Annotated in this window: 19 protein-coding genes; 8 read left to right on the forward strand and 11 right to left on the reverse strand. The window is 67.0% G+C overall.

What is annotated here, in order from left to right; genetic code table 11:
* Positions 1 to 35: 35 nt before the first annotated feature.
* The 3 genes from PSPA7_RS16995 to speE all read right to left on the reverse strand — a co-directional run bounded on the left by PSPA7_RS16995 (position 36) and on the right by speE (position 4,033).
* Entirely contained in the window at positions 36 to 2,138 is a 2,103-nt protein-coding gene (locus tag PSPA7_RS16995) for an LTA synthase family protein (RefSeq protein ID WP_012076223.1), read from the reverse strand.
* Between the two features lie 2 nt (positions 2,139 to 2,140).
* Positions 2,141 to 3,010: an NHL repeat-containing protein gene (locus PSPA7_RS17000; RefSeq protein ID WP_012076224.1), complete on the reverse strand. Its 870-nt coding sequence runs from the start codon at positions 3,008 to 3,010 to the stop codon at positions 2,141 to 2,143.
* Positions 3,011 to 3,172: 162 nt separating this feature from the next.
* On the reverse strand, positions 3,173 to 4,033 hold the full coding sequence (gene speE / locus PSPA7_RS17005) for a polyamine aminopropyltransferase (RefSeq protein WP_003152170.1): 861 nt from the start codon (positions 4,031 to 4,033) through the stop codon (positions 3,173 to 3,175).
* A 149-nt stretch (positions 4,034 to 4,182) separates the two neighbouring features.
* On the opposite strand from speE, the gene PSPA7_RS17010 reads away from it, so the two are divergent.
* The gene (locus tag PSPA7_RS17010; RefSeq protein WP_012076226.1) at positions 4,183 to 5,076 is read left to right on the forward strand and encodes a DNA-3-methyladenine glycosylase family protein; all 894 of its coding nucleotides are present in this window, start codon (positions 4,183 to 4,185) and stop codon (positions 5,074 to 5,076) included.
* Between the two features lie 13 nt (positions 5,077 to 5,089).
* On the opposite strand, the gene PSPA7_RS17015 is transcribed toward PSPA7_RS17010, so the two are convergent.
* The 6 genes from PSPA7_RS17015 to aroC all read right to left on the reverse strand — a co-directional run bounded on the left by PSPA7_RS17015 (position 5,090) and on the right by aroC (position 9,521).
* The gene (locus PSPA7_RS17015; RefSeq protein WP_012076227.1) at positions 5,090 to 5,281 is read right to left on the reverse strand and encodes a PLDc N-terminal domain-containing protein; all 192 of its coding nucleotides are present in this window, start codon (positions 5,279 to 5,281) and stop codon (positions 5,090 to 5,092) included.
* 48 nt (positions 5,282 to 5,329) lie between these two features.
* Entirely contained in the window at positions 5,330 to 6,007 is a 678-nt protein-coding gene (mtnC, locus tag PSPA7_RS17020; protein WP_012076228.1) for an acireductone synthase, read from the reverse strand.
* Between the two features lie 71 nt (positions 6,008 to 6,078).
* Complete coding sequence (locus tag PSPA7_RS17025; RefSeq protein WP_012076229.1) at positions 6,079 to 6,624, reverse strand: 1,2-dihydroxy-3-keto-5-methylthiopentene dioxygenase; 546 nt, start codon at positions 6,622 to 6,624, stop codon at positions 6,079 to 6,081.
* Complete coding sequence (locus PSPA7_RS17030; protein ID WP_003151901.1) at positions 6,621 to 7,238, reverse strand: methylthioribulose 1-phosphate dehydratase; 618 nt, start codon at positions 7,236 to 7,238, stop codon at positions 6,621 to 6,623. Before PSPA7_RS17030 ends, PSPA7_RS17025 begins: the two co-directional genes overlap by 4 nt.
* Entirely contained in the window at positions 7,235 to 8,386 is a 1,152-nt protein-coding gene (locus tag PSPA7_RS17035; RefSeq protein WP_003151900.1) for an MFS transporter, read from the reverse strand. Before PSPA7_RS17035 ends, PSPA7_RS17030 begins: the two co-directional genes overlap by 4 nt.
* 43 nt (positions 8,387 to 8,429) lie before the next feature.
* Positions 8,430 to 9,521 carry a chorismate synthase gene (gene aroC, locus PSPA7_RS17040; RefSeq protein ID WP_012076230.1) on the reverse strand — a complete coding sequence of 364 codons (1,092 nt, stop codon included), beginning with the start codon at positions 9,519 to 9,521 and terminating at the stop codon, positions 8,430 to 8,432.
* Positions 9,522 to 9,628: 107 nt separating this feature from the next.
* On the opposite strand from aroC, the gene PSPA7_RS17045 reads away from it, so the two are divergent.
* Together PSPA7_RS17045 and PSPA7_RS17050 are read left to right on the forward strand one after the other, a co-directional pair.
* Positions 9,629 to 10,612 carry an alpha/beta hydrolase gene (locus tag PSPA7_RS17045; protein ID WP_033997276.1) on the forward strand — a complete coding sequence of 328 codons (984 nt, stop codon included), beginning with the start codon at positions 9,629 to 9,631 and terminating at the stop codon, positions 10,610 to 10,612.
* A gap of 77 nt (positions 10,613 to 10,689) precedes the next feature.
* Positions 10,690 to 11,469 (forward strand): hypothetical protein, encoded by a 780-nt coding sequence (locus PSPA7_RS17050; RefSeq protein ID WP_012076232.1) that lies wholly within the window; start codon positions 10,690 to 10,692, stop codon positions 11,467 to 11,469.
* Between the two features lie 18 nt (positions 11,470 to 11,487).
* Here PSPA7_RS17050 and prmB read toward each other — a convergent pair whose 3' ends face one another.
* Positions 11,488 to 12,402 carry a 50S ribosomal protein L3 N(5)-glutamine methyltransferase gene (prmB, locus tag PSPA7_RS17055; RefSeq protein ID WP_003157420.1) on the reverse strand — a complete coding sequence of 305 codons (915 nt, stop codon included), beginning with the start codon at positions 12,400 to 12,402 and terminating at the stop codon, positions 11,488 to 11,490.
* A gap of 170 nt (positions 12,403 to 12,572) precedes the next feature.
* On the opposite strand from prmB, the gene PSPA7_RS17060 reads away from it, so the two are divergent.
* The 4 genes from PSPA7_RS17060 to folE all read left to right on the forward strand — a co-directional run bounded on the left by PSPA7_RS17060 (position 12,573) and on the right by folE (position 14,883).
* On the forward strand, positions 12,573 to 13,169 hold the full coding sequence (locus PSPA7_RS17060; RefSeq protein ID WP_003157421.1) for a cysteine hydrolase family protein: 597 nt from the start codon (positions 12,573 to 12,575) through the stop codon (positions 13,167 to 13,169).
* A gap of 157 nt (positions 13,170 to 13,326) precedes the next feature.
* Positions 13,327 to 13,647: a hypothetical protein gene (locus PSPA7_RS17065; RefSeq protein ID WP_012076233.1), complete on the forward strand. Its 321-nt coding sequence runs from the start codon at positions 13,327 to 13,329 to the stop codon at positions 13,645 to 13,647.
* Positions 13,648 to 13,702: 55 nt separating this feature from the next.
* Positions 13,703 to 14,260 carry a Smr/MutS family protein gene (locus PSPA7_RS17070; RefSeq protein ID WP_012076234.1) on the forward strand — a complete coding sequence of 186 codons (558 nt, stop codon included), beginning with the start codon at positions 13,703 to 13,705 and terminating at the stop codon, positions 14,258 to 14,260.
* Between the two features lie 77 nt (positions 14,261 to 14,337).
* Positions 14,338 to 14,883: a GTP cyclohydrolase I FolE gene (gene folE / locus PSPA7_RS17075; protein WP_012076235.1), complete on the forward strand. Its 546-nt coding sequence runs from the start codon at positions 14,338 to 14,340 to the stop codon at positions 14,881 to 14,883.
* Between the two features lie 64 nt (positions 14,884 to 14,947).
* Here folE and PSPA7_RS17080 read toward each other — a convergent pair whose 3' ends face one another.
* Positions 14,948 to 15,409 carry a bacteriohemerythrin gene (locus PSPA7_RS17080; RefSeq protein ID WP_003149355.1) on the reverse strand — a complete coding sequence of 154 codons (462 nt, stop codon included), beginning with the start codon at positions 15,407 to 15,409 and terminating at the stop codon, positions 14,948 to 14,950.
* Positions 15,410 to 15,654: 245 nt separating this feature from the next.
* Between PSPA7_RS17080 and PSPA7_RS17085 the strand changes: the two genes are divergently transcribed.
* A complete protein-coding gene (locus tag PSPA7_RS17085; protein WP_003149357.1) occupies positions 15,655 to 16,035 on the forward strand; it encodes a VOC family protein in 381 nt (126 codons plus the stop codon).
* Positions 16,036 to 16,061: the final 26 nt, after the last annotated feature.

Here is a 16,061-nt window from a genome sequence, read left to right on the forward strand (position 1 = left end):
GGGCCTGACGGCCCCTTTCTCATGCACCCCGCGGATCAGTCCTTGTCCGGAATCCCGTGCACCACGCCGGCGGTGTTGTCCAGCAGGCTCTTGGTCGCGGTCTGGATGAACGATTCCAGCTTCTTCTGCAGTTCGGCCTGGTCCGGCACGTCCTTGGTGATCACCGCCTTGGCGTCGCCGCCCAGCTGGTAGTCGTAGACGCGCACGTCGCCGTCCTTCGGCCGCACCAGGATGCGATTGCCGGAAACGATGGCGACGTTCTGCTCGCTGCCCGACGGCTTGATCACGCCGAAGCCCTTGTCGCCTTCGGGCAGGTTCAGCAGGTCACGGCCCCAGCACTGGTGGACGGTCTCGCCGCCGAGCAGGCCCATGATGGTCGGCACGATGTCGACCTGGGTGCCGACGGTCGGCAGGCGGGTGCCGAACTTCTCCTGGATGCCGGGAGCGATCAGCAGCAGCGGCACGTTGAAGCGGTGCAGGTCCATCTCGGTGAGCTGCTCCGGGCTGCCGAAGCCGTGGTCGCCGACCACCACGAAGAGGGTGTCCTTGTAGTACGGCGACTGCTTCGCCTTCTCGAAGAACTGGCCCAGCGCCCAGTCGGAATAGCGCATCGCGGTCAGGTGTTCGTCGAGCGAACCGTAGCCGGTCACGCGCTCCACCGGCAGGTCCTTCGGCAGCGCGTAGGGCACGTGGTTGGAGAGGCTCTGCAGCAGCGCGTAGAACGGCTTGCCGGTGCTCGCCAGCTTGTCCAGCTCCTGGTTGCCACGGGCGAACATGTCCTGGTCGGAAACGCCCCAGGTCGGGTCGGAGAACACCGGGTCGACATAGTCGTTGCGGCCGATGAAGGTGGTCATGCCTTGGTTGCTGAAGAAGCCGGACTGGTTGTCCCAGGCGAAATCACCGTTGTAGACGTAGACGTCCTCGTACTGGCGGGCGCTGAGCAACTGCGGCAGGCCGGAGAACTTGTGGCCGCCTTCCGGGGTTTGCATCAGATACTCGAAGCCCGGCAGGTTGGGGAAGCAGGCCATGGTGGCGAACATGCCCTGGTGGGTATGGGTGCCGTTGGAGAAGAACTGGGTGAACAGCAGGCCTTCCTTCGACAGCTTGTCGAAATACGGCGTGATGTTGCCCGGCGCGCCCAGGGCGCCGACATAGTGGCCGGCGAAGCTTTCCAGCAGGACCACCACCACGTTGCGGATCGGCAGGGTGTTCGCCGCCGGCGGGGTGAATTCGCGGCGCACCGCGGCCTCGTCGGCATCCACCAGCTTGTCGTTGGGGGTCAGCAGCATCTGCCGGGTGGTTTCCAGGGCGACCTTGTCGTCCAGGGTGGCCTTCCAGATGTTCGCGCGATCTTCGGAGAAGCGCTCCTTGGCCGCCTTGACCAGGGTCAGGGTGCCGTTGAGGCCCAACTGGTTGGCGAACATCGATTCGGTGGTGAAGGCGTCGCCCCAGCGCAGCGGCGGGCCCTGGCGCAGGGTGCCGCGGGCGGCGAGGACGCAGACCAGCACGCAGACGAACAGCACCACGCCGCGCACGTACCAGGGCGCGGCGGCGTTCGGCCGGGCGACCACGCTGTCCTCGCGCGGCTTGCGCTGGCTCGGGCGGGTCGCCAGGTCGACCGCCTTGAACAGCCGGTACAGCACCCAGGTGGCGAACGCCCAGGCCAGCAGGTAGCGGACCACCGGGAAGCCGTACCAGAGCATGCTCATCACGGTCTTCGGGTCTTCCGACATGTACTGGAAGACCAGGCTGTTCAGGCGCTGGTGGAACTCGCGGTAGAAGTCCAGTTCCAGTACGCCGAGGAACAGGGTGATGCTGGCGAACACCGTCAGCCAGGCGCGGAACAGGCCGCGGGCGGCCATCGCGCGCAGCGCGAACAGCGAGAGCACCAGCGGCGCCACCGCGTAGACCACGACCCGCAGGTCGAAGCGCACGCCATTGAAGAACGCCTCGAGGAAGGTGCTCGCCGGGGTCGCGCCGATCAGTTCGCGGTTGTAGATCAGCAGCGCCAGGCGTAGCAGGCTGAACATGACCAGCAGCACCAGGGCGCTCAGGGCGGTGAATGCCAGGTGGCTGCGGATGGTCGGCTGGAACAGCCGGGATGGCGATTGGGTGGTTCGGACTTCCGTTTGGTCCATGTTTACAATTCGCTCTTCTGTCGTTCGATTTCGAGAATGCGGTCCCGCCCCTGCTCGGCCAGCAGGTAGCGGCCGGGCCCGATGGGCAGGAGGGATTGCGCGGAGCGCAGGCGCCGGACGATCACCTGCAGCTGGCCGCCGGGCGGCAGCAACAGGGCCCGCGCATTATGCGTCGAGTCCTCGGTGATCCACAGGCCTTCGCTATCGCACAGCAAGAAGCTCGGTGCGTTCAGTCCGTTCAGCACCACCTCGTCCTCGGCCCCCTCATGCAGGCGCATGACGTGGCCACGTTTCTTTTCCGTATAGAAGACGCCGCCGTCCGGGCAGGCGGCCACCCCCTCGGAGCGCTGCAATCCCTCGCGCAGTACCGCCAGTGCGCCCGTCTCCGGGTCGTAGCGGAGGATCCGTCCGTCCAGGTCGCGATCCTCGGCGGCGTACAGGTAGCGGCCGTCGCTGGCGACGCCCTCCACCTGGACCCCGTCGAACAGCGGCAGGGCCTGCTGCCCATGCCACCAGAACACCGGCGACTGTCCCTGTTCCTGGCTGATCGCGATACCGTCGCGGAACGCGGCCATGCCGTCGGGCTTGGACAAGCCGTCGAGCACGGTAGTCCGGCTACCGTCGGCGGCGATGCGGAAGACCAGCCCCTTGCCGTCCTGCAGCTCCTGGCTCACGTAGAGCAATCCGTCCGGGTCGCGGGCCAGGGCGCTGACATGGGGAATATCCTCGAGCACCACCCGATAGGACCAGCCCGGAATCGCGGACACCGGGGCGAAACGCTGCCAGCCGAGGAAGGTCAGGGCGATTAGGAGGACGCTACCGAGCAGGCAGGAGGCTACTACGCCGCTCTGGCGCAATCGTTTGGTCGGCATTCGATGCACTCAAGGACAAAACTGCCATTTATAGCCATGGCGATGGAAAAAAGCGCGCAGATTTTCCCGGATCAATTGTGAAAAAAATGTTAGCTGGCAGTAACAGGGGATGTCCGCGCCGGACATGAAAAAGGGCCTTTCGGCCCTTTCCCCGGTGAAGCGTCAGTCGTTGTCCTGCTTGCCGATGGCCTGCAGTACGTACTGCGGCAAGGCAAAGGCGCCCTGGTGGATATCGGCGTTGTAGTAGCGGGTGGCGATGCCACTGTCGCGGAAGCGCTGGCGCAGGGTCGCCAGCGGCAGGTGACGCAGGCCCTCGCGGGTCGAGCCCCAGGCGAAGGTCATGGCGCCGCCGATATAGGTCGGCACCGCGGCCTGGTAGAAGTGCCAGTCGACGAACAGGCCATTGGTGCGCCCGGCGGTGGTGCGTACCTCGTCCAGTTGCATGAACGGCGTGCCGTTCTGGGTGACCAGGATGCCGCCCTCGTTCAGGCAGCGCCGGCAGGCCTGGTAGAAGTTCTCGGAGAACAGCACCTCGCCAGGGCCGATCGGGTCGGTGGAGTCGGAAATGATCACGTCGAAGCGTTCTTCGGTGGTAGCCACGAAGCGCATGCCGTCGTCGATCACCAGGTTCAGCCGCGGATCGTCGAAGGCGCCCTGGGAGTGGTTGGGCAGGAACTCCTTGCACATGTCGACCACGGTGCCGTCGATCTCGACCATGGTGATCCGCTCCACGCTCTTGTGCTTGGCCACCTCGCGCAACATGCCGCCGTCGCCGCCGCCGATGATCAGTACACGCCTGGCCGCGCCGTGGGCGAGGATCGGCACGTGGGTGAGCATCTCGTGGTAGATGAACTCGTCGGCCTCGGTGGTCTGGATCACTCCGTCGAGGGCCATCACCCGGCCCATCCGGGCGTTCTCGAAAATCACCAGGTGCTGATGTTCGGTGCGCACCTCGTGCAGCATGTTGTCGATGCTGAAGCGCTGGCCGTAGCCCTGGTACAGAGTTTCCTGATAATCGCTCATGGGCCGGGATCTCCCTGGTAAGGCTGCAATCTGGCACGGGGACCTGCCCGCGCCGCGAAGAAAGGCGCGCATTCTACGCTGGCGGCCATGACAGGTCGAACCCCCGCCGGCGGATGGCGCCGAACGCGGCGGACGGGTATCGTCTGCCCATGAACCAGCCCGATTCTCCCCTCGTCCTGCACCTGCCCTACCAGTCGCCCTGGGAATGGCGCCAGTTCCACCAGCATTTCGCCCTGCGCCTGCTCGCCGGCGTCGAGAACCTGGGCGAGGGACACTATGCCCGCAGTTTCCGCGCCGATGGCCGTGGCGCCTGGTTCGAGGTGCGTCCGCTGGCGGAGCGCCAGGCCCTGGCACTGACCCTGAGCCCGGCTGCCCGCCCGCTGGCCCGCGAACTCGAAGCGCGGGTCCGGCGGATGTTCGACCTGGACAGCGACCCGGAAGCCATCGCCCGGCATTTCGCCGGCGATCCGCTGCTCGGCCCGCTGGTGGCTGCCAACCCCGGGCTGCGCCTGCCGGTGGCCTTCGATCCGTTCGAGCAGGCGGTGCGGGCCATAGTTGGCCAGCAGGTCACGGTGAAGGCCGCGGTGACCATCACCGGGCGCCTGATCCAGCGCCTCGGCGAGCCGCTGGAAAATCCCGGCTACGACGGCATCAGCCACCTGTTCCCGACGCCCGCCGCGCTGGCGCAAGCCAACCTCGACGGCATCGGCATGCCCGGCAAGCGCGTACAGACACTGCAACGCTTCGCCGCGGCGATCGCCTCGGGAGAGCTGTGCCTGGACCTGGCGGACGGCCCCGAGGCGCTGGTCGAACGCCTCTGCGCCCTGCCCGGCATCGGCCCCTGGACCGCCGAGTACATAGCGCTGCGCGCCATGGGCGAAGCCGATGCCTTTCCCGCCGCCGACCTCGGCCTGCTGAAATCCACGGTCTGGGGCCCGGGCGGCATCGACGCGCGCAGCCTCAAGGCCCGCGCCGAGGCCTGGCGGCCCTGGCGCGCCTACGCCGCCATCCACCTGTGGCAGCACTATGCCGCCGGCGGCTAGCCGCCGCGCGTACCTAGAGCTTCACGTTGCCACGCGGGCCGGCGATGGCCCAGATGATCAGGCCGAGCACCGGCAGGATGATGATCACCAGGACCCAGATGATCTTCATCCCGGTTTCCGCAGCGCTTTTCAGGATGTTGACGATGGCCCAGATATCCAGGGCCAGGATGACCAGGCTGATCAGCCCGCTGAGGGTGGAACCCATGGCGCGATGCTCCCGAGCGAGAGTGTTCCCTCAGGATAGCCGGCGCGTTCACTCCACGACGATGTCGGCAAAACTTGCCACCGTCGGATGCCCGTCCAGGCTGCCGCCTTCGCGGGCCACGCCGAGCGTGCGCAGGCCCGCGTCGCGCGCGGCATCCAGCTCCTGCACCACGTCGGAGAGGAAGAGGATCTGCGCGGCCGGCAGGCCGATGGCCCCGGCGATCCGCGCATAGGAGGCGCTTTCCCGCTTAGGCCCGCTGGTAGTGTCGAAGTAGCCGGAAAACAGCGGGCCCAGGTCGCCGGCCTCGGAACAGCCGAAGATCAGCTTCTGCGCCTGGATCGAACCGGAGGAATAGACGTACAGGTCCAGCCCTCTCGCCTTCCATTCGCGCAACGCCTGCGCCGCGTCCGGGTAGACATGCCCCTTCAGCTGGCCGTCGCGGTAGCCCTGGGCCCAGACCATGCCTTGCAGGGTCTTCAGCGGCGTCGCCTTGCGGTCCTCGGCGATCCACTGCAGGAGGATCGCGATCACTCGCTCGACACCAGCGTCCGCCTCGCCGCTCGCGGCGCGCACCGCATCCAGCTGCGCGGCCACCTCGGCCTCCCCGGCGTGCTCGCGGACGAAATCCGGCAGGTGCCGGGCGGCATAGGGAAACAGCACTTCGAAGACGAAGCTGACCGCGCTGGTGGTGCCTTCGATGTCGGTGAGGATGGCTTTGATGGTCATGCGGACTCCGGATGAAACCGCCCCCGGCAGGACCGGGGGCGCGGATGGTGACGGATGGGGCGGTGCCTCGCTCAGTCTTCCAGCAGGGGGAAGCGGCTGGCGATGTCGTCGCCGGTGAACTGGGCGACCCAGCCCTCGGGGTTGTTGAACAGGCGCACGGCGACGAAATGCGGATGCTCGCCCATGTCGAACCAGTGGCGGGTGCCGGCCGGCACCGAAATCAGGTCGTTGCGCTCGCAGAGCACGGCGTAGACATGCTCCTCGATATGCAGGACGAACAGGCCGCGCCCGGCGACGAAGAAGCGCACTTCGTCTTCGCCATGGCGGTGCTCGTCGAGGAACTTGGCGCGCAGCTCGGCCTTCTGCGGGTGGTCGCTGTCCAGGCTGACCACGTCCACGGTGATGTAGCCGCGCTCGCGCTTGAGCCGCTCGATCTCGTGGGCGTAGGCAGCGATCACCTCTTCCTGGCTGGCACCGGCGGCGATCGGCGCGGCGGCCTCCCAGCGTTCGAAACGGACGCCGACCTCGGCCAGGGTCGAGGCGATGTCCTCGGCATGGGTCAGCAGCTTCAGCGGCTGCTCCGGCTGGCTCTCGTGATAGACGGTAAGGCTGCTCATCGGCTCAGACTCAGTACTTTCAGTTCACACTCGAACAGAAACTCGAAAGCTTCCACCTGACGCAGGGCATCGCTCATGCGTGCGCCCCAAGTGTACAGCCCGTGGCCGCGGATCAAATACCCCGGGCAGTCCGGGTGCGCCTCCAACCAGGGCTGCACGCGACCGGCCAGGCGGGCGATGTCCTGGTCGTTGTCGAAGATCGGCACCTCGACCTGTCCTTCATGGGTGGTGACTCCGGCGAAGGCCTTCTGCAACTCGTAGTCCTGCAATACCAGGCGGTCGCCGCGGACCAGGCGGGAAAGCACGGTGGCGTTCACCGAATGGGTATGCAGCACCGCGCCGATCGCCGGACTCCAGGCATACAACTGGGTATGCAGGAGGGTTTCGGCGGAAGGTTTCTTGCCCGGCTCCAGGCTGTTGCCGGCCAGGTCGGTGGCCAGCACGTCGTCGAAGCCCAGCTGGCCCTTGTGCCTGCCGGAGACGGTGAGCAGCGCGCGCCCCTCGTCCAGGCGCGCGGAATAGTTGCTGCTGGTGGCCGGCGACCAGCCACGGCCATAGAGGAACCGGCCGGCGTCGATGATCTGCTGGGTCAGCTGTTCACGGTTGTCGTTCATGCCCGCACCTCTTGCAAACGGGTTCTGATGATAGCGGCTGCCAGCAAGGCTGCCAGGCTGGCGATGGCGAAGGTCCAGGCCGCGCCCAGGCTGTTCCAGCTGTAGCCGGAATACAGCGCGCCCAGCGCACCGCCGGTGCCGGCCAGCGCAGCATATAGCGCCTGCCCCTGTCCCTGCTGGCGCGGACCGAAGCTGCGCTGCACGAAATGGATGGCGGCCGCATGAAAACTGCCGAAGGTGGCGGCATGCAGCGTCTGGGCGAAGACCAGGAGCGCAAGGCTGTCGGCCAGGTTGCCGAGGAGCAGCCAGCGCAGCGCCGCCAGCAGGAAGCTCGCCGCCAGCACTTGGCGCAGGCTGAAACGTTGCAGCAGGCGCGGCATGACCAGGAACAGCAGCACCTCGGCGACCACCCCCAGCGCCCAGAGCAAGCCGATCAGCGCGCGGCTGTAGCCCAGCGCCTCCAGGTGCAGGGTGAGGAAGGTGTAGTACGGCCCGTGGGACAGCTGCATCAGGCACACGCACAGATAGAACGCCAGCACGCCCGGCTGGCGCAACTGGGCGAGGAAACCGCCCTCGCCTTCGCGCGGCTCGCGATGGGCCGGCTGGGCGTTGGGCACCCACCAGCTGCACAGCACGATGCCGAGCATGATCGCCAGCAGCGCGGCCGGGTAGACGTCCAGGCTCAGGCGCTCGAACAGCGCGCCGAGACCGACCACGGTGCAGATGAAACCGATCGAGCCCCACAGGCGGATGCGGCTGTAGCTGGCGCTGCGCTCGCGCAGGTGGGCCAGGGTGATGACCTCGAACTGCGGCAGCACGGCGTGCCAGAAGAACGCGTGCAACGCCATCACCAACGCCAGCCAGGCGTAGCTGTGGCTGACGAAGATCAGCGAGAAGCCCAGCGCCGTGCATACCGCGCCGAAACGCACGATGGCCAGGCGCTGGCCGCTGTGGTCGCCGAGCCAGCCCCACAGGTTGGGCGCGACGCAACGCATCAGCATGGGAATCGCCACCAGCTCGCCGATGCGCGGGCTGGGGAAGCCCAGGTGATGGAAATACAGGGCCAGGAACGGCGCCGTGGCGCCGAGCAGGCCGAAATAGAAGAAATAGAAGCTGGACAGGCGCCAGTAGGGAACCGCGCTGGTCACGATCCGCCGTTCACCCGTCCCGCATCGCTGCCTGCCACAGCCCTCACAGCTGCGGCAGGATCGGCGTGTCGACGCGCACGTCGGCGTTCTGCCCACGCTGGCGCAGCAACTGGTCGAGCAGGACGATGGCCATCATCGCCTCGGCGATCGGCGTGGCGCGGATGCCGACGCACGGGTCGTGACGGCCCTTGGTGATCATGTCCACCGGTTCGCCGGCGGTATCGATCGAACGGCCCGGGGTGGTGATGCTGGAGGTCGGCTTCAGCGCCAGGTGAGCGACGATCGGCTGGCCGGAGGAGATCCCGCCGAGGATGCCGCCGGCATTGTTCGACAGGAAGCCTTGCGGGGTCAGTTCGTCGCGGTGCTCGGTGCCGCGCTGGGCGATGCTGGCGAAGCCGGCGCCGATCTCCACGCCCTTCACCGCGTTGATGCTCATCAGCGCATGCGCCAGCTCGGCGTCCAGGCGGTCGAAGATCGGCTCGCCCAGGCCCGGCGGCACACCTTCGGCGACCACGGTGATCTTCGCCCCGATCGAGTCCTGGTCGCGACGCAGCTGGTCCATGTAGGCCTCCAGCTCCGGCACCTTGTCCGGGTCGGGGCTGAAGAAGGCGTTCCGCTCGACGCTGTCCCAGGTCTTGAACGGGATCTCGATCGGGCCGAGCTGGCTCATGTAGCCGCGCACCCGGATGCCCAGGCCCGCCAGGTACTTCTTGGCGATGGCGCCGGCGGCCACGCGCATGGCGGTCTCGCGCGCCGAGGAGCGGCCGCCGCCGCGGTAGTCGCGCACACCGTACTTGTGGTGGTAGGTGTAGTCGGCGTGGGCCGGACGGAACAGGTCCTTGATCGCCGAATAATCCTTGGACTTCTGGTCGGTGTTGCGGATCAGCAGGCCGATCGGCGTGCCCGTGGTCCGGCCCTCGAACACCCCGGAAAGGATCTCCACCTCGTCGGCCTCCTGGCGCTGGGTGGTGTGCCGACTGGTGCCGGGCTTGCGCCGGTCGAGGTCGCGCTGCAGATCCTGGGCGGACAGTTCCAGCCCCGGAGGGCACCCATCGACGATGGCGACCAGCGCCGGGCCGTGGCTTTCGCCAGCGCTGGTGACGGTGAACAGCTTGCCGTAGGTGTTGCCGGACATGCGAGGCTCCGCGGGAAGTCGAGAGGGAAAGGCAAAGGAGTATACCCGCCGGAAACGGGCCTGCGAACCTTCCCCGGCAGGCGCGCTCAAAGCGCTATCATCCGTCCATGAAGACCTCCATGCCGCGCGCCCTCCTCGCCCTGCTCTGCCTGTTCGCCAACCTGGCCCATGCCGCTCCCGGCAGCATCCTCCACCGCCCCTACGACCTGGACACCGGCCACGGCGTGCTGCGCGGCTCGCTGCTGCTGCCCAGGAGCGCCGAGCCGCCGCCGGTGGTCCTGCTGGTCGCCGGCTCCGGGCCGACCGATCGCGACGGCAACAACCCCTTCGGCGGCAACAACCGCTACCTGCTGCGGCTTGCCGAGGCCCTGGCCGAACGCGGGATCGCCAGCGTCCGCTACGACAAGCGCGGGGTCGCCCGCAGCCTGGCGGCGGCGCCGCGCGAGGAGGACCTCAGCGTCGGCGCCTACGTCGACGACGTGGTCGCCTGGAGCCAGCGGCTGGCGCGCGACCCACGCTTCTCCCGGCTGATCCTGGTCGGCCATAGCGAAGGCGCGCTGATCGCCAGCCTGGCGGCACCACGCACGTCCGCCGATGAACTGATCGCCATCGCCGGCAGCGGCCAGCCGATCGACCAGGTGCTGCGCGAGCAGTTGCGTGGCCGCCTGCCGCCGGCGCAACTGCGCCAGGCCGACTCGGTGCTCGCTTCGCTGAAGGCCGGGCAGATGCGCCGGGACATTCCGCCGGCCTTGTCCAGCCTGCTCCGCCCCAGCGTGCAGCCGTACCTGATCTCGCTGTTCCGCGAGGACCCGGCACGGGCCTTCGCCGCCCTGCGCATCCCGACCCTGATTGTCCAGGGCCGCAACGACATCCAGGTCGGCGTCGCCGATGCCCAGGCGCTCAAGCGGGCCAAGCCCGACTCGCAACTGGTGCTGATCGACGGCATGAACCATATCCTGCGGATCGCCCCGAGCACCGGCCTGCAACAGCTATCCGCCTACAACGACCCGAACCTGCCGCTGGCGCGGCAACTGGTCGAGGCGCTCAGCCGCTTCATCCTGCGCAGCGGCAACGCGGAAAAAGCCGGCTGAGGCGCTACAGAAATCGCCCCTGGCGCCGACAACGTCTGAAAGCCGGCCCGTGAACGCGGCCGGCCAGAGGATGCCCGATGATCGATAGCGACACCCAACCGGCCGCAGAAGAAGCCGAGAAGCAACCACCGCACCCCTGGGCCGACCTGGCGCCGGAGCATTTCCGCCTGCTCCGCCTGGCACCGCTGCCCACCGACCGGAGCACCGGCGCCCGCCCGCTGCGCTTCGTCCAGCTCGGCCGGGTCGAGCGTCACAGCGCCGACCAAAGCCTGCTGCGCCTGAGCATCCAGGTTCCGGGCCTGATGCTGCGCAAGGAACAGAACCTGCTGGAGGTCTGGGCCGATCATCGCAACAAGGAAGTGCGTTTCGGTTCGGACGCCGGGCTCAGCCTGGAACCCTTGAACCGCGGGCTGGGCCGCTTCCTGCTGGCCCAGGCGATCGCCTGGGCGCAGCGGCGCTGGGCCCACTACAAGGTCGAGGGCGGCGCACTGGCGCTGAAGGATGGCCTGACCGAAGACGCACGCCTGCGCCGCGACCATTTCATCCGCGCCCAGGGCTTCGACGTCACCTACGAGGACCAGCGGCTGCTCAAGGCCCGCTACAGCGCCGGGCGGATCAGCGAACTGCACAGCGATTGGCACAAGGACAAGGTGCAGCTCGTACCGCTGCTGGACGCCGCGGCGATGCTGGAACAGGCCGAGCAGGCCCTGCAGTCCCAGGAAAACGAGATCCGCCAGCTGGAGCAGCGCATCAACCACTATCGCCGCGACGACACCGGCCTGCGCTTCACCATCGCCTGCCTGACCGCCTTCGCGGTGTTCCAGGCCGGCCTGCTGATCTGGATCGCCACCCACTGAACGGCTGGCGACCTCGCATCACTTCTTCAGGCGCGCACGGAACAACGCCTGGTGCTCGCGGCACTGCGCGGCGGACAGCATGAACACGCCATGCCCACCGTGCTCGAACTCCAGCCAGGTGAAATCCACTTCCGGGTACAGCGACTGCACGTGCACCTCGCTGTTGCCCACCTCGACGATCAGCAGGCCTTTCTCGCCGAGGTGGTCGGCCGCCTCGGCAAGCATCCGCCGCACCAGGTCCAGGCCGTCGTCGCCACAGGCCAGGCCCAGCTCCGGCTCATGGTGGAACTCCGCCGGCATGTCGGCAAAGTCCTCGGCGTCCACATAGGGCGGGTTGGACACGATGAGGTCGAAACGCTGCCCGGGCAGGCCGGCGAAGCCATCGCCCTGGACGGTATAGACGCGCTCGCCGAGGTCGTGGCGCTCGATGTTCATGTTGGCCACCTCCAGCGCGTCGAAAGACAGGTCGGCGAGCACCACTTCCGCCTGTTCGAAAGCGTAGGCGCAGGCGATGCCAATGCAGCCGGAGCCGGTACAGAGGTCGAGGATCCGCGCCGGCTCGGCCGGCAGCCAGGGGGAAAAGCGCTGTTCGATCAGCTCGGCGATCGGCGAGCGCGGCACCAGCACGCGCTCGTCGACACTGAAAGGCAGGCCGCAGAACCAGGCCTCGCCCAGCAGGTAGGCGGCCGGGATGCGTTCCTCGATGCGCCGGCGGAGCACCTCCGCCAGTTCGAGGCGCTCGTCATCCTCCAGGCGGCAATCCAGGTAGCTGTCCGAAATTTCCCAGGGCAGGTGCAAGGACCCGAGAACCAGGTGGCGCGCCTCGTCCCAGGCATTGTCGGTGCCATGGCCGAAGAACAGGCCGGCGGCGTGAAAGCGGCTGACAGCCCAGCGGATGTAGTCGCGCAGGGTGAGCAGACGGGACTCGGACATGACGGAATGGCTCCTCGCAACGCACAAAAGGCCGTCATTCTAGCCGATCGCGCCGCGCCTGGCCTCCATCGCCGGAAGTCCATACCACTTTAGTGCGCCTGCGGCAAAGGTTCACAGTCTCGTCGATAGGGGCCAGAATGAAGGACATGTGCCTTCTCAGGAGTAGTGTCATGCCTCATCCGCTCACCCTTTTGCAGATCAGCGGACGCGGCTACCCGCCAGCCCCCCTTCGGCAGAGCACCCTGCTGATCATCGATGCCCAGGAAGAGTACCGCAGCGGCGCCCTGCGCCTGCCCGGCCTGGAGGCCGCGGTCGCGGAGATCGGCGTGCTGGTGCAGGCGGCACGCGCCAGCGGCACGCCCATCGTCCATGTCCGCCACCTGGGCATCCAGGGGGGCCTGTTCGATCCGCAGGGCCCGCGCGGCCAGTTCCTTCCGGAACTGCAACCGGAGGATGGCGAAAAGGTCGTGGAGAAACGCCTGCCCAACGCCTTTTCCGGCACCGAGCTGCACGAGCTGCTGCAGAACCATGGACGCCTCGACCTGATCGTCTGCGGCTTCATGACCCATTCCAGCGTCAGCACCACCGTGCGCGCCGCCAAGGACTATGGCTATCGCTGCACTCTCGCCGACAGCACCTGCGCCACCCGCGACATTCCCGCCCTGAACGGCGAGGTGCTGCGCGCCGACGACCTGCAACGCGCCGAAATCGCCGCGCTCGGCGACAACTTCGCGGCGATCGTCGCCCAGGCCAGGGAACTGGTCTGACCGCCCATCCTGCCGCTCTCCCGCCCGGCCCTGCGGAGGACTAGTCTGCCTGCAGGGCCGGGAGACGCGGCGCACGGTTTGCCCGCAGCTCCCGGAAACTCGGGAACCCGGCCGGGAGCTTCCGGTCCTAGCCCCGATGACACATGAGGAAGTCGGGATGAAGTTGTCCGATAGTTTCGATGCGCGCCGCCTGCGCCCGCGCCGACCACGGGTCTGGCGCTGGCGCCTGGCGGCGGCGCTGGCGGCCCTGGTGGCGACCCTCGGCGTGCTGCTGGCGCTGGCCGGCGCCTCGGCGCTGATCGGCCGCCAGCCGGCGGTGGGGATGATGCATATCGAACCCGGTGCCGGCGGCGTACTGCTGGCGCTTGGCCTGCTATCGCTCTGGCTGGGCGTGTTCTTCTGGCGCTTCAGCCGCCGCCGGGGCCGTCGCAACAGTGACCTGAGCCTGTCCCCCAGCCTGATGAAAAAGCGCGACTGAGCGGGCTGCCGGCGGCCGGCCGATCCGGTAGAATGCGCCGCTTCGCGGAGGCCCCATGCAAGACGACGACTTTTCCCTGTTCAAGAGCGAGATGCGCGGCGTCAAGCGCATCTCGGTCGACCGCGCCGACACCGGCAAACCCCGCAACGACCGCCAGCAGCTCAAGCAGCGCCAGCTCAATGCCAGCGTGCGCAACGACGAGATCCGCGTCGACGGCTTGTCCGACCAGTTCGTCATCGACGTCGGCCCCGAGGACGAGCTGTCCTGGGCACGCGATGGTGTCCAGGAAGGCCAGCTGCGCAAGCTCAAGCAGGGCCTGATTCCCTTCGACGGCAGCCTGGACCTGCACGGTATGAGCGTGGAAAAGGCCCGGCAGACCCTCTGGGATTTCCTCGCCGAAGCCACCCGCCTGGAAATCCGCTGCGTGCGCGTGACCCACGGCAAGGCGGCACGCAAGGACGGCCGCAGCCCATTGGTGAAGAGCCACGTCAACACCTGGCTGCGCCAGCACCCGCAGGTGCTCGTATTCACGTCCTGCCTGCCGCGCCACGGCGGCACCGGCTCGGTCTATGTGATGCTGCGCAGGACCATGCTCGAAGGCCGCGACGAATAACCGGCGTCCGCCGAGTCTTGCCAGCGGCCCGGCGACGTCCTACCCTCCGCGCTGGTATTCGTCTGACTGGAACGCCCATGTCCCTGGAACAACACTACTCCTCGATCCTCACCCAGCTCGGCGAGGACGTTAACCGTGAAGGTCTGCTGGACACGCCCAAGCGTGCCGCCAAGGCCATGAAATACCTGTGCCGCGGCTACGAACAGAGCCTGGAAGAAGTCGTCAACGGCGCCCTGTTCAGCTCCGACAACAGCGAGATGGTGCTGGTCAAGGATATCGAGCTGTATTCGCTTTGCGAGCACCACCTGCTGCCCTTCATCGGCAAGGCCCATGTGGCCTACATCCCGAACGGCAAGGTACTCGGCCTGTCGAAGGTCGCGCGGATCGTCGACATGTATGCCCGCCGCCTGCAGATCCAGGAGAACATGAGCCGGCAGATCGCCGAGGCGGTCCAGCAGGTCACCGGCGCCCTCGGTGTCGCCGTGGTGATCCAGGCCCAGCACATGTGCATGATGATGCGCGGCGTGGAAAAGCAGAACTCGTCCATGGTCACCTCGGTGATGCTCGGCGAATTCCGCGACAACGCCGCGACCCGCAGCGAATTCCTCAGCCTGATCCGCTGAAGCTCGCTCCGTCGATGAAAAAACCGGCCCAATCGGCCGGTTTTTTCATTTCCATACCCGGCGCTCAACCGAAGAAGCGCTTCATCGAGCGCGACAGCCAGCCGCCCTCGCTCTTGTCCTTGACCAGTTCTGACATGCTGTGGCGCACCGCGTCGACGTAGCCGGCATCGTCGTTGCGGATGTGATTGAACAACCAGCGCGAGAGCAGGCCCTTGAGTTCGTCGCCAACATCCTCGCCGGCCTGGAAGCGCACGCGGTACTCCGAGACCCGACGAATGAACAGCTCGTGGATCTTCTTATGCGCCCGGGAGAACTGATAGCCGGCGTCCTCCATCAGGGTTTCCTCGAAGGCGAAGTGCGACAGGGTGTAGTCCACCAGTTCCTCGATCACCTCGGCGATGGCCGCGTGCTCCTTGCCCTGCTGGGCGTCATGCAGGAGATTGATCATCTCGACGATGCGTTTGTGTTGATTGTCGATGACCTGAATACCGGTATTCAGGTCATCCTGCCAGACCAGATGCGCCATGATGACTTCCCCCAAGCGAACAGCGAACGGCCTTTCCGAACGGCCTGGGGCCAGGGTATTTTTGTGACGCAGTATGGGTATTGACGCCGGTCAAGCGGGACAAGATGTTAATGAATTTCGCATGAGTTCATTCGCCCCCCTCGCGGCGGCCTGCCCGCTCGATCCACTCGGTTTCGCGCGGCTGAACATCGACCATCGTCGCCGGAAAGCGGCGTCACCAGCGGTCCCGACAGGACAGGAAGGAAATGAACCTGATCGCGCACGTGGAAATACCAGTGTCCGATTTGGAGAGGGCGATGCGTTTCTACGCCTCGGTGTTCGGAGTGGCGTTCGGCGAGGTAGCCACCCTGCACGGAAGCAGAATGGCGCATTTCCCCTTCGAGGAAGGCCGTGATGGTGCCAGCGGCGCACTCGCCGAGGGCGACGTCTACGTGCCTACGCTACATGGGGCGATCATCTACCTGAATGTCGCGGACCTGGATGCCGTCCTTGCTCGGGCCCTCGGCGAAGGCAGCGAAATCCTCTTCCCGAAGACGCCGCTTGGCGACGGCGTGTTCATCGCCGAGATCAGGGACAGCGAAGGCAACCGTATCGCCCTGCAGAGCGCTTGCGGAGAGCGGCCGTAGAGGCCATGCAAACCGAGCGCCGCCGG

Source organism: Pseudomonas paraeruginosa PA7 (assembly GCF_000017205.1).
Classification (GTDB): domain Bacteria; phylum Pseudomonadota; class Gammaproteobacteria; order Pseudomonadales; family Pseudomonadaceae; genus Pseudomonas; species Pseudomonas paraeruginosa.

Coding starts and splice junctions, on each gene's coding strand:
- PSPA7_RS17025 (WP_012076229.1), bottom strand. CDS start 6,624: ATGAGCAGCCTTACCGTCTATCACGAGAGCCAGCCGGAGCAGCCGCTG.
- PSPA7_RS17050 (WP_012076232.1), top strand. CDS start 10,690: ATGATCGATAGCGACACCCAACCGGCCGCAGAAGAAGCCGAGAAGCAA.
- PSPA7_RS17030 (WP_003151901.1), bottom strand. CDS start 7,238: ATGAACGACAACCGTGAACAGCTGACCCAGCAGATCATCGACGCCGGC.
- speE (WP_003152170.1), bottom strand. CDS start 4,033: ATGAGCGATTATCAGGAAACTCTGTACCAGGGCTACGGCCAGCGCTTC.
- PSPA7_RS17065 (WP_012076233.1), top strand. CDS start 13,327: ATGAAGTTGTCCGATAGTTTCGATGCGCGCCGCCTGCGCCCGCGCCGA.
- PSPA7_RS17085 (WP_003149357.1), top strand. CDS start 15,655: ATGAACCTGATCGCGCACGTGGAAATACCAGTGTCCGATTTGGAGAGG.
- PSPA7_RS17080 (WP_003149355.1), bottom strand. CDS start 15,409: ATGGCGCATCTGGTCTGGCAGGATGACCTGAATACCGGTATTCAGGTC.
- mtnC (WP_012076228.1), bottom strand. CDS start 6,007: ATGACCATCAAAGCCATCCTCACCGACATCGAAGGCACCACCAGCGCG.
- PSPA7_RS17000 (WP_012076224.1), bottom strand. CDS start 3,010: ATGCCGACCAAACGATTGCGCCAGAGCGGCGTAGTAGCCTCCTGCCTG.
- PSPA7_RS17060 (WP_003157421.1), top strand. CDS start 12,573: ATGCCTCATCCGCTCACCCTTTTGCAGATCAGCGGACGCGGCTACCCG.
- PSPA7_RS17010 (WP_012076226.1), top strand. CDS start 4,183: ATGAACCAGCCCGATTCTCCCCTCGTCCTGCACCTGCCCTACCAGTCG.
- PSPA7_RS17045 (WP_033997276.1), top strand. CDS start 9,629: ATGAAGACCTCCATGCCGCGCGCCCTCCTCGCCCTGCTCTGCCTGTTC.
- aroC (WP_012076230.1), bottom strand. CDS start 9,521: ATGTCCGGCAACACCTACGGCAAGCTGTTCACCGTCACCAGCGCTGGC.
- PSPA7_RS17015 (WP_012076227.1), bottom strand. CDS start 5,281: ATGGGTTCCACCCTCAGCGGGCTGATCAGCCTGGTCATCCTGGCCCTG.
- prmB (WP_003157420.1), bottom strand. CDS start 12,402: ATGTCCGAGTCCCGTCTGCTCACCCTGCGCGACTACATCCGCTGGGCT.
- PSPA7_RS17070 (WP_012076234.1), top strand. CDS start 13,703: ATGCAAGACGACGACTTTTCCCTGTTCAAGAGCGAGATGCGCGGCGTC.
- PSPA7_RS16995 (WP_012076223.1), bottom strand. CDS start 2,138: ATGGACCAAACGGAAGTCCGAACCACCCAATCGCCATCCCGGCTGTTC.
- folE (WP_012076235.1), top strand. CDS start 14,338: ATGTCCCTGGAACAACACTACTCCTCGATCCTCACCCAGCTCGGCGAG.